Raw genomic sequence first — 5,826 nt, forward strand, 5'->3', positions numbered from 1 at the left:
CCGCGCTCGTGGGCCGCATGGGCCGCGCTGCCGAGTTCCTCCGCGACGCGGTCGAGGTCGGCGTCCAGCTCGGCGACGGGTTCGTGGTCGAGGGCGCCGCACGGGAGCACGAGCGCCTCTGCGCCGACGGCCGCGGTGAGGTCGAGGAGACGGTCGAGGTGTTCGGCGCGCTCTCGCCGCGCCTCGGCGTCGAGCGGAACGTTGAGGTCGCCGATGTCTCCGTTGACGGACCTGACGCGGAGTCCGCTGCTGGCCACATCCGCCGCGACTGAGGCGACGGCGGCGCGGTCCAGCGTGTAGGGGACGTGGTCGCAGACGCCCGGGAGGGCACCGAGATCGATCTCCTCGAAGCCCGCGCGGGTCATCGTCGCGAGGGCAGCGGGGAGGTCGAGGTGGCGGAAGCTGATCGAGGAGCATCCGAGCCGGGAGTGGTACATCGTCGTCGCCTTTCCGGGGAAGAGATGCACACCACAGTACGGCTGTTAATTGTTAACAGTCAACCTCGAAGGTTGACGGTTGACAGTGAGTCGTGACACGCCGCACACTGGCATATCATGTCGACTGTCGACAGAGCGGATGGCGCGGGAAGCATGCCCGCGCCGATCCTGTCGATACTGGAAGGAACAGCAATGAGCAATGAGGCTCTGGCCATGCGCGGCCCGGTCCACGGCACCAAGGACGCCAAGCGCGTCGCCATTGGCTCCTCCGTGGGCGCCGTCATCGAGACCTACGACTTCATCGGCTTCGGCACCGCGGCGGCCCTCTACTTCAACCACGCCTTCTTCCCGGGCGCCGATCCCGTGACGGGCACCCTTGCCTCGTTCGCGACGCTCGGCGTCGGGTTCGCGGCGCGCCCCCTCGGCGGCATCATCGGTGGCCATCTGGGCGACAGGCTAGGCCGCAAGCCCGTCCTCGTCACCTCACTCATCATCATGGGCCTCGCAACGTTCGCGATCGGCCTGCTGCCCACCTACGCCGCGGCGGGGCTGCTCGCCCCGGCACTGCTGGCGACCGTGCGCATCATCCAGGGCCTCGCGTTCGGGGCCGAGTGGGGCGGTGCCATCCTCATGAGCTACGAGCACGCGCCGTGGCGCCGCAAGGGCGCCGTGACCGGCATCGTCCAAGCCGGCTTCCCCGTCGGCCTCCTGTTGGCCAATCTCGTCTTCCTCTTCAGCGTCCACCTCGGCGACGAGTGGGCCTGGCGTATTCCGTTCCTCGCGAGCCTTGCGCTCGTGATCGTCGGCCTCGTGATCCGCTCGAAGGTTCCCGAGTCCCCGGTGTTCGAGGACGTCAAGGAGCGCGGCGACATCGTCAAGGCGCCCATCGTGGAGGTCATCCGCGAGGACTGGCGCAACATCCTGCGCGGGATTGGCCTGCGCATCGCCGAGACGGCGGGCTACGCCGTGTCCGTGACGTACATGATCTCGTACCTCAACTCGGCCAAGCTCGCGGACAAGAACCAGACGCTCATCGCCCTGTGCATCGCCGCCGCGATCGGCATCCTCGCCACGTGGAAGTGGGGCGCCCTGACTGACAGGGTCGGTCGCCGTCCGGTCTACGTGTGGTCCTGCGCGTTCGCCGTCGTGTTCGGCGTCCCGATGTTCCTCCTCGTCAACACGGGCCTGTTCTTCTTCATCGTGGCCACGATCGTCGTTGCGTACGCGGTGTGCCAGAACTCCCTCGCCGGTTCTCAGGGCGCGTGGTTCCCTGAGCTGTTCCAGGCCAAGACCCGCTCCTCCGGCGCGTCGCTCGCCTACCAGATCTCGGCCATGGTCTCGGGCTTCACCCCGTTCATCACCACGCTCCTGTTCGTGAGCTTCGGCTGGGTCGGCCCGGCCCTCCCGTTCAGCGTCTATGGCGCGATCGGCCTCTGGGCCGCGCTCGTGACCCGCGAAACCTGGGGCCCGAAGGAGCGCGAGGCCGCCGAGCGGATCTCGGCCGAGACCCCCGAGCCCGCGCACTCCCACTGAAGGATTCGAAGGACTCAGCGATGACAACATCGACACTCGCACCGAAGGCCGAGGCCACGCCGGCAGAGCGCCGCGTCGCTGTCGAGGCCGCGGCGTACCGGATCCGCCAGCACGCGCTCGCGATGGGGGAGGTGCAGGGTCAGGGCTACGTGGGCCAGGCCCTCGGCGCCGCGGACATCCTCGCGGCCGTCTACACCGACCAACTGACGTACCGCCCTGAGGACCCTGAGTGGGACGGCCGCGACAGGTTCCTGCTGTCGACCGGGCACTACGCGATCGGGCTCTATGCCGCGCTCGCCGAGGCCGGAATCGTCCCCGTCGAGGAGCTCGGGACGTACGGCTCGGACGATTCGCGGCTCCCGATGTCCGGCATGTCCACCTACACGCCCGGCATGGAGATCTCCGGTGGTTCCCTCGGGCACGGCCTCACGATCGCCGTCGGCCTCGCGCTGGGCCTCCGCGCCCGGGGCAACGCCGCGCGCGTCGTGAATTTCCTCTCGGACGGCGAGCTCGACGAGGGGTCGACGTGGGAGGCCGCCATGGGTGCGGCCCACCACCGCCTCGGGGGGCTCACCGCCGTCGTCGATCTCAACGCGCTCCAGGCGGATGGCCCGACCGCGGGGGTGCTGCGCACCGAGCCCGTCGCGGACAAGTGGGCCGCGTGCGGCTGGCGGGTCCAGCGGGTTGACGGGAACGACGTCGGGGCCCTCCTCGGCGCGTTCGACGCGATCGCTGCAGAGGCGGCAACGCACGACGGCGGGCATGGCGCGCCTTCCGTGATCCTGTGCGACACGAAGGTGGGCCGCGGCGTGCCCCTGCTCGAGGAGCGGGAGAAGGCGCATTTCATGCGGATCGAGGAACACGAATGGTCCATCTGCCAGGAGCAGCTCACCGCGGGCTACCGCGCGCGGCTCGACACGAACCGGAAGGTGGCCCAGTGACGACGGCGGCCGCGCCCCAGGCGACCAAGCTCAAGACGTCGGCGATGATTGCCTCCTTCGCCGATCCGGGCCAGCGGACCACCTCGGCGCCGTTCGGGCACGCGCTCGCGGAGCTCGCCGAGCGCGACGAGCGGATCGTGGGGCTCACCGCGGATCTCGGCAAGTACACGGACATGCACCTCTTCGCGGAGCGCCACCCCGAGCGATTCTTCCAGATGGGCATGGCGGAGCAGCTCCTGTTTGGCGCGGCGGCCGGCATGGCGCAGGCGGGCCTCGTGCCCTTCGCGTCGACGTACGCGGTGTTCGCGGCCCGGCGCGCGTACGACTTCATCTGCCTCGACATCGCGGAGCCCGAGCTCAACGTCAACATCGTCGGCGGGCTCCCGGGCCTGACCACCGGCTACGGCCCGAGCCATCAGGCCACCGAGGATGTCGCGATCTTCCGTGGCGTGCCGAACCTGACGATCGTCGATCCGTGCGACGCCGTCGACATCGCCCAGGCGGTCCCGCAGCTCGCGGCGTCACCGGGGCCGACGTACCTGCGGCTCTTGCGCGGGAAGGTGCCGTCCGTCCTCGACGAGTACGACTATTCGTTCGAACTCGGCAAGGCCAAGGTCCTCCGGGGCGGCCGCGACGTGGTGCTGATCTCCTCCGGGCTCATGACCATGCGCGCCCTTCAGGCAGCGGAGGCACTCGCGGCGCACCACGTGGACGTCGCGGTGGTGCACACGCCAACGCTCAAGCCGTTCGACGAGGAGACCGTGGTGAGTGAACTCGCGGGCGATCGGCTTGCCCTCACGCTCGAGAACCACACCGTTCTCGGCGGGCTCTTCGAGACCGTCGCGTCCGCCCTCGTCCGGCGGGGCGTGGCGCGCCGTGTGGTGCCCATCGGCCTCCCGGACCAGTTCCTCGACGCGGGGGCACTGCCCACGCTGCATGACCGGTACGGGCTCTCGAAGAGCCGCATCGTCGAGCGGATCCTCGCCGAGCTGGGCTGAGGTTCGGTTCGGGGAATGGCGGCGCGCCGGGTCCTGGGATGCTCCCGGACCCGGCGCGCCTATGATGACAGTTGACACACCCGTTGCCCAGGCGACGGTCGACACAAGGGGAGCGCACATGGCTGCGACCGCGGCCCTGCTGGGGCTGGAGAAGACGAGCCTGCGTGAGCAGGCCCTCGTGGCGTTGCGCCGTGCGATCACCTCGGGAGACCTCGAGCCCGGCCGCCACCTCGTGGAGACCGAGCTGTCCGAGATGCTCCAGATCAGCCGCGGGACCCTTCGCGAGGCCCTGCGCCAGCTTCAGCAGGAGGGGCTCGTCTCCGCGGGAGCGCGCGGACGCCTGAGCGTGCGGCACCTCGACGCGAAGGAGATCCGCGACATCTTCGCCGTTCGCGGGGCCCTCGAATCGCTCGCTGCGCGGACCCTCATCGAGCAGCCCCGCCGCGCGCGTTCGGTGGGCGAGCTGCGGGCGGCCATCGAGGCGATGGAGGACGCCGCGGACCGCGACTTCGCGGACCGGATCGAGGCGGATCTCGAGTTCCATCGGCTCCTCTGCCGCCTCGGCGGCAACGAGACGCTCGTGCATTCGTGGGAATCGCTTGAGGGTTCGATCCGCATGTCGATCATGTTCGCCGGGCCCGAGCGGGCCATGACGAACATGGGGATCGACCGTCACCGCGAGATCGTCAACGCCATCGAATCTGGCGACGCGGCTCTGGCCCGCCAGACCATCATCGACCACATGGACGACGCCGCCCGCACGCTCGTGGACTGACGGTCACCGCTCGAGAACGTTCTCCATGAGCTGCGCCAGGCGTTCGTGGCCCGCCGCCGTGGGGTGCTCTCCGTCGGGACCGATGAGCTCGTCCGTGTGCTCGGCGATCCAGACCTCCGTGATCGGGTCGACGAACGCCGCCCCTGAGCGGTCCGCGGCCGTGCGGAGCGCGTCCCGGATCGAGACGAGGTCGCCATCCGGCGGAATCGTGTAGGCCGGGGGCCCCACGACGATGAGCCGCGCATCGGGCGCGGCCTTGGCGCGCGCGGCCTGGAACGCGGTCGTCGCGGCATCGGTGATCTGTGCCGGGGTGCTGCCGAGGTCGTTGTCCGAGCCGAAGAAGAGCACCACCTTCGTGTCCTCGTTCACGAACTGCATGACCTCGGCGCCGAACGTGTCGCCGTCGTCGCCTGGTGTGACGTAGCCGCTGCCGTTTTCGGCGGCGTTGACCACCTCGAGCTTTTCCGGCCCAGACTCCTCGGCGCGCTCAAGCAGCACCGGCCACGAGGCGGCCGCGGATGTCCCGAGCCCGGTGCTGAGCGAGTCTCCGACCACCACGAGCCGCTCGCGGCTCGGGAGAAGCCCCGCGCTTGCGACGGACGCGAAGACGATGAGGGCGATTCCGGCGATCGTGACGACGATGGCGCGCGTCTGGCCGCGCCGCGTGGACCGGGCGTGATCGCTGCTCGCCACTGCGCCCTCCGCTGGTTTCACCCGCCCGGCGAACTTCAGCGCCGATGTCGTTTCGGGACAAGTATTCCGTACGCACGCCCGGAGCGCGAAAGTCGGGGCCTCTCGCTACGGCGCGACGTCGACGTCGTCGTCTCCGCCGAGCCCCGTGCAGTCCACTGGCTCCGCGCGGTGGGCGCGCAGATAGGGTCCGGCGCCGACGTCGCCCGCTAGGCTCGCGCGGAGCGGCCCCCAATGGTCCTTGCCCAAGAGCACGGGGTGTCCCGGCGCGCCGTCGTACACGGCGCGGCGCAGCGAGGACGGCCCGATCTCGCTGCCCGTGATCCGCGTGAAGGCCTCGGGCACGAGGTGGGGGAGGTCGACGAGGGTCACGACCGCGGCCACGGGCCCGTCGAGGCTCGCAAGAGCGTCGAGGGCCGCGCCGAGCGACGCGCCCACGCCATCCGCCCAGG

7 protein-coding genes are annotated in these 5,826 nt (G+C 70.1%); 4 read left to right on the forward strand and 3 right to left on the reverse strand.

The genetic code is table 11. From position 1 onward, the window contains the following. On the reverse strand, positions 1-437 hold a 437-nt coding region (locus tag ACLN58_RS16650), incomplete at its 3' end, for a sugar phosphate isomerase/epimerase family protein (RefSeq protein WP_415856369.1). Between the two features lie 192 nt (positions 438-629). Here ACLN58_RS16650 and ACLN58_RS16655 point away from each other — a divergent pair. From ACLN58_RS16655 to ACLN58_RS16670, 4 genes are all read left to right on the forward strand, one after another. Beyond that, positions 630-1,970 (forward strand): MFS transporter, encoded by a 1,341-nt coding sequence (locus ACLN58_RS16655; RefSeq protein ID WP_415856370.1) that lies wholly within the window; start codon positions 630-632, stop codon positions 1,968-1,970. A gap of 20 nt (positions 1,971-1,990) precedes the next feature. Further along, the gene (locus ACLN58_RS16660) at positions 1,991-2,911 is read left to right on the forward strand and encodes a transketolase (protein ID WP_415856371.1); all 921 of its coding nucleotides are present in this window, start codon (positions 1,991-1,993) and stop codon (positions 2,909-2,911) included. A 44-nt stretch (positions 2,912-2,955) separates the two neighbouring features. Beyond that, a complete protein-coding gene (locus ACLN58_RS16665) occupies positions 2,956-3,909 on the forward strand; it encodes a transketolase family protein (RefSeq protein WP_415856375.1) in 954 nt (317 codons plus the stop codon). Between the two features lie 118 nt (positions 3,910-4,027). Next, a complete protein-coding gene (locus ACLN58_RS16670; RefSeq protein ID WP_415856372.1) occupies positions 4,028-4,684 on the forward strand; it encodes a GntR family transcriptional regulator in 657 nt (218 codons plus the stop codon). Between the two features lie 3 nt (positions 4,685-4,687). On the opposite strand, the gene ACLN58_RS16675 is transcribed toward ACLN58_RS16670, so the two are convergent. Together ACLN58_RS16675 and ACLN58_RS16680 are read right to left on the reverse strand one after the other, a co-directional pair. Further along, positions 4,688-5,377: an SGNH/GDSL hydrolase family protein gene (locus tag ACLN58_RS16675; RefSeq protein WP_415856373.1), complete on the reverse strand. Its 690-nt coding sequence runs from the start codon at positions 5,375-5,377 to the stop codon at positions 4,688-4,690. Positions 5,378-5,482: 105 nt separating this feature from the next. Beyond that, a partial coding sequence (locus tag ACLN58_RS16680; protein ID WP_415856374.1) for an NTP transferase domain-containing protein occupies positions 5,483-5,826 on the reverse strand: 344 nt, incomplete at its 5' end.

The organism is Sinomonas sp. G460-2, from assembly GCF_047759905.1.
Lineage (GTDB): Bacteria > Actinomycetota > Actinomycetes > Actinomycetales > Micrococcaceae > Sinomonas.

Bases quoted from the DNA above. Each gene is read 5' to 3' on its own strand.
- ACLN58_RS16655 (WP_415856370.1), top strand. From the start codon at position 630: ATGAGCAATGAGGCTCTGGCCATGCGCGGCCCGGTCCACGGCACCAAG.
- ACLN58_RS16660 (WP_415856371.1), top strand. From the start codon at position 1,991: ATGACAACATCGACACTCGCACCGAAGGCCGAGGCCACGCCGGCAGAG.
- ACLN58_RS16665 (WP_415856375.1), top strand. From the start codon at position 2,956: ATGATTGCCTCCTTCGCCGATCCGGGCCAGCGGACCACCTCGGCGCCG.
- ACLN58_RS16670 (WP_415856372.1), top strand. From the start codon at position 4,028: ATGGCTGCGACCGCGGCCCTGCTGGGGCTGGAGAAGACGAGCCTGCGT.